Raw genomic sequence first — 4,198 nt, 5'->3', positions numbered from 1 at the left:
GACCAACTGGCCTCGCTTCGCCTGCTGCAGGCGCAGTCGCAGGCGCAGGGCCGCGCGGTGGACGCCGCCAGGCGCGCCAGCACGATCTCCGAGACGCGCTGGCGCAACGGCCTGGTCAGCCAGCTGGAGCTGCTGGACGCGCGCCGCAGCGAGCTGCGCAACCGGCGCGACGCGCTGCACGTGCGCGCCGCGCAGTACCAGGCCACGGTGGCGCTGATCCGCGCCATTGGCGGGGAATGGCAGCCGCCCGGCGAACAGCGGGAACTCGCCCTCGGCCCGCAGTCCCTCTTTTCCTCCTCTTCTTCCCCGTCTTCTTCCCCGGTATCCCGATGAACAGCACGACAACAACCACAACACCCTTCGAGGCCGCGGCTCCCGCGGCCCCCGCCGCGCCGATGTGGCCAGGCGTCATCTCGCTGGCGCTCGGCACCTTCTCGCTGGTGACCAGCGAGTTCCTGCCGGCCACCCTGCTCACGCGCATGGCGCAGGACCTGCACGTGAGCGAAGGCGCCGCCGGCCAGGCCGTGACGGCCACGGCGATCATGGGCGCCGTGGCGGCGCTGGTGGCCGGGCTGCTCACGCGCCGCTTCGACCGGCGCGCCGTGGTGCTGTGGATCAGCGCGCTGCTCACCGTGTCCAACGTCGCCGTGTGCGTGGCGCCCGGCCTGGGCACGCTGCTGGTGGCGCGGCTGGTGCTGGGCGCCGCGCTCGGCGCGTTCTGGTCGATGTCGGCCGCGCTCACCACCCGGCTGGTGCCGCCGGCGCTGGTGCCCAAGGCCATGTCCATCGTGCTGGCCGGCGTGTCCGCCGCCACGGTGTGCGCGGCGCCGGCCGGGGCGCTGATGGGCGAATGGTGGGGCTGGCGCGCGGTGTTCGCCGCGGCGGCCGGCCTGGGCGTGCTGACCCTGCTGGCGCAGCTGGTGTGGCTGCCCTCGATGCCGCCTTCCGCCCCGGTGAGCCTGCGCAGCCTGGCGCAGGGCACCCGCATTCCGGGCGTGCGGCTGGGCCTGGTGATGACGCTGCTGGTGGCGGCCGGCCATTTCGCCGGCTTCACCTACATCCGCCCGTTCCTGGAGCGCGTGCCGCAGTTCGCCGGCCCCGAGCTCTCGGCGGCGCTACTGGCCTTCGGCATCGCCGGCTTCCTGGGCAACGTTGCCGGCGCGGCGGCTGTCGGCCGCAGCGTGGTCGCAACGGTGGCGGCCGCGCCGGCCGGCATCGCGCTGGCGTGCGTGCTGCTGGCGGCCTTCGGCACCTGGGACCCGCTGTCCTACGCCATGATCGCGTTCTGGGGCTTTGCCTTCGGCGCGGTGCCCATCGCGCTGCAGACCTGGATGACCAAGGTGGCGCCCGACCACCTGGAAAGCGTGGGCGGCGTGTTCGTGGCGACCTTCCAGGTATCGATCACACTGGGCTCGATCGGCGGCGGCTTGCTGCTCGACCATGCCGGTGCCTACAGCCCCATGCTGCTGGCGGCGGCGGCCACCGGCCTGGGCGCCCTCGTGTTCTGGCGGCGCGGAGCGAAAGTGCACGCTTTGTCGTAAACGCATGTCGAAACCGCGCCGCGCGGTTCGTCGTTGGGGTGGAATGCGATTGTTCCGACCACCTCAACATCCCCCGAAGGAGACCGACATGCGATTCATGGTGATGATCAAGGCCACGGCCGACAGCGAAGCCGGCGTGATGCCCAGCCAGGAACTGCTCACCGCGATGGGCAACTACAACGAGGAGCTGGTGAAGGCCGGCATCATGCAGGCCGGCGAAGGCCTGCACCCCAGCAGCAAGGGCGCACGCGTGCATTTCTCGGGCAAGGAGCGCCGCGTCACCGACGGGCCGTTCGCCGAAACCAAGGAGCTGGTCGCCGGCTTCTGGCTCTGGAAATGCGCCTCGCTGCAGGAAGCCGTCGACTGGGTCAAGCGCTGCCCCAACCCAATGCCGGGCGACTCCGAAGTCGAGATCCGGCAGATCTTCGAAGCCGAGGACTTCGGCGCGGAGTTCACGCCCGAGCTGCGTGCGCAGGAAGCGCGTGTTTCGGAACAGGCGAAAAAGCAGTCCGGCCCAGCCTGAGGCAACCCGATTGACGGGGGTGAGAAAGCCCCATTTTGCGCATCAGCGCGCCGTGCCCTGCAGCTTCTGCGCCGCCGCGAACACGCCGTTGCGCACCAGTTGCACGGCTTGGCCGCGCGCCTGGCTTTGCGGCGACACGGTGGAGGTCACCGCCACCACCAGGTCCAGCGGCGGATGCACCCACACCAGTTGGCCGCCGTAGCCGCTGGCCATGAAGGTTCGGCGCGGCGCCGCAGCCGGCGTGATCCACCACATGTAGCCGTACTCCATTCCCACCGGCGGGCCGCCGGCGTTTTGCGGGCGCGTGGCATCCGCCACGTAGCCGGGCGACAGCAGCTGGACGCCATCCCAGCGGCCTTCGCGCAGGAACAGCTGGCCCAGCTTCGCCATGTCGATGGTGCGCAGGTGCAGGGTGTGGCGGTAGGTCGGCTCGGCCATCGCTAGCGGCGTGCCGAGCTGCTGCCGCGCATAGTCCGGCAGCGGCATGCCTGTGGCTTTTTCGAGCACGGCTCCCAGCATCGGAATCAGCGAGTTGTCGTAGCTGAAGGCGTCACCGGGCGTGCTGGCCAGCGGGCGCGACCAAGCCTGCGCCGGCCGCAGCTTCGCCGCCGTCCCGGCCGCGTCCTTCTGGTCAAAACCAGCGCTCATGGTCAGCAGGTGTTTGACCGTGATGCCGCGCGTTCTCGGATCTGCATTCAGCGCGGCCCATTCAGGCACCAGCTCCACGATGGGCTGGTCGAGGCCGCGCAGCTTGCCCTGCATGAGCGCGGTGCCGGTCAACGCCGACAACGCGCTCTTCTCCACCGACTGCCCGTCGCGCAGCGCATCGGGTGTGCCGTCGCGGTGGAACTGGTAGGCCACGCGGCCACCCAGCAGGACGACCACGCTCTGGATGTCCGCCAGGCGCTCGCGCAGCGCCTGCTCCACGTCGGCGAAGGCTTGCGCATCCGCGCTTGCTTCCTCCAGCGTCGCGCTCCGGAGTTCGGTACCCAAGGCAGGGGACCCGACGGCGAGCAGCGCTCCCAGAGAGACAGCGAACAGGACGGCTCGAACGCGGATGTGAAATGGCTGAAGGGCAGCAATCGTCATGGCGCAGCTTACCCGCGACATCCTTCGGCTTGCCTTAACGCCGCCGAGCTGTCCACGGGCCGCGCGCCCTCCACAATGGGGCATGCTCACGCCGCACCGCCTGCGCCTGCTGACCTTGGACCCACAGGCCCATCCGCGCGGACAAGCGCACCTCAGCTCGGCCAGCGGCTTGGTCCACGCCGGCGGGCAGCTCTACATCGTGGCCGACGACGAGCACCACCTGGCGCAGCTGGACGCGAACGATCCGGTGAATGCGCCGCTGCGCCTGCTGCGGCTCGTGCCCGGCACGCTGCCCGCCGATGCGGCGCTGCGCAAGCGCGCCAAGCCGGACCTCGAGGCCCTGGTCCACTTCCCCGCTGCGGGGACCAACGACGCCGGGCTGCTGGTCGCCTGGGGTTCCGGCTCGCGGCCGCAGCGTGATCGTGCCTTCGTCCTGGATCTGGACGCGCATGAGGCTGTGGCCCATCCCGCGCGCGAAGTCTCCACCACGACGCTGTACGCGCCGCTGCGCGACCATTTCGGCGAACTGAACCTGGAAGCCGGCTGCGTGATGGGAACGCGGCTGCACCTGTTCCAGCGGGCGAACGCCGGGCAGCGCCTGAACGGGCACATCGTGTTCGACGCGGACGCGGTACGCGCCTGGCTTCTTGCCGCGTCGCAGGTACAGCCGCCGCTGCCGCTGGCCATCGGGCCGCTCGACCTGGGCTCGGTGGACGGCGTGCCGCTCGGCATCACCGATGCCGCGGTGTGGCCCGACGGCGGCTGGGTGTTCAGCGCCGTAGCCGAGGACACGGCGGATGCCTACCGCGACGGGCCCTGCATCGCGTCGGTAATCGGCTGCGGAATTTCAGTGGGCCAAGTGCTCCGGTGCGAACGCTTGGCAGGCGCGCCCAAGGTGGAAGGGATCGCACCGGCAGGCGCCGGCCGGCTGTGGCTGGTCACGGATGCGGACGACCCGCAGCGGCCTTCGGAACTGCTGGAGCTGCGCTGGAGCGGCTGACCCGCCCTGCAACGACGCCGCGCCCGCTGCAAGCGGGTTGCAGCG

5 protein-coding genes are annotated in these 4,198 nt (G+C 70.8%); 4 read left to right on the top strand and 1 reads right to left on the bottom strand.

Annotated elements, in window-relative coordinates:
• The 3 genes from H0U68_RS24285 to H0U68_RS24275 all read left to right on the top strand — a co-directional run.
• Nucleotides 1–333 (top strand): TolC family protein (locus H0U68_RS24285; RefSeq protein WP_296359605.1); only part of this gene is annotated, 333 nt, incomplete at its 5' end.
• On the top strand, nt 330–1,541 hold the full coding sequence (locus H0U68_RS24280) for an MFS transporter (protein ID WP_296359603.1): 1,212 nt from the start codon (nt 330–332) through the stop codon (nt 1,539–1,541). The genes H0U68_RS24285 and H0U68_RS24280, both read left to right, overlap by 4 nt.
• A gap of 88 nt (nt 1,542–1,629) precedes the next feature.
• Complete coding sequence (locus tag H0U68_RS24275) at nt 1,630–2,064, top strand: YciI family protein (RefSeq protein ID WP_296359601.1); 435 nt, start codon at nt 1,630–1,632, stop codon at nt 2,062–2,064.
• Nucleotides 2,065–2,106: 42 nt separating this feature from the next.
• On the opposite strand, the gene H0U68_RS24270 is transcribed toward H0U68_RS24275, so the two are convergent.
• Entirely contained in the window at nt 2,107–3,057 is a 951-nt protein-coding gene (locus H0U68_RS24270; protein ID WP_296359598.1) for a serine hydrolase, read from the bottom strand.
• Between the two features lie 178 nt (nt 3,058–3,235).
• Here H0U68_RS24270 and H0U68_RS24265 point away from each other — a divergent pair, with 178 nt between their 5' ends.
• On the top strand, nt 3,236–4,153 hold the full coding sequence (locus H0U68_RS24265) for a hypothetical protein (protein WP_296359596.1): 918 nt from the start codon (nt 3,236–3,238) through the stop codon (nt 4,151–4,153).
• The last annotated feature ends 45 nt before the right edge of the window (nt 4,154–4,198 follow it).

Origin of the sequence: Ramlibacter sp., assembly GCF_013697775.1 — a bacterium.
Lineage (GTDB): Bacteria > Pseudomonadota > Gammaproteobacteria > Burkholderiales > Burkholderiaceae_C > Ramlibacter.
Note: the sequence above shows the minus strand (reverse complement) of the source record. Positions and strands in the feature narration are given on the sequence as shown.